Annotated in this window: 1 protein-coding gene; it reads right to left on the reverse strand. The window is 72.4% G+C overall.

Annotation, left to right across the window (positions count from 1 at the left end):
* The coding region (locus WH85_RS46385; protein ID WP_045748617.1) for a protein kinase domain-containing protein at window positions 1-319 on the reverse strand (319 nt) is incomplete at both ends.

Genomic DNA, 319 nt, shown 5'->3' on the forward strand with positions numbered 1-319 from the left:
GCCGAAGTCGATCACCTTGATGCCGCCGCGGGCCATCAGCACGTTGCCCGGCTTCAGATCCCGGTGGATCACGCCCGCGCCGTGGATCGCCGTCAGCGCCGTGGCGATCCCCACCGCGACCTGGTGCAGCGCCGCGCCACCGAGCGGGCCGGTCTCGCGGATCTGCGCGGCCAGGCTGGGCCCGTCCACGAATTCGACGACCAGGTAGGGCGGCTCATGGTCCGGGTCGGCGTCCAGGACCTCGGCGGTGGAGAACGGCGGGACCTGCTTGGCCCGCGTCACCTCACTGCGGAACCGGCCCCGGAACTCGCTGTCGTGC

Origin of the sequence: Actinoplanes rectilineatus (assembly GCF_000962825.1) — a bacterium.
Lineage (GTDB): Bacteria > Actinomycetota > Actinomycetes > Mycobacteriales > Micromonosporaceae > Actinoplanes > Actinoplanes rectilineatus.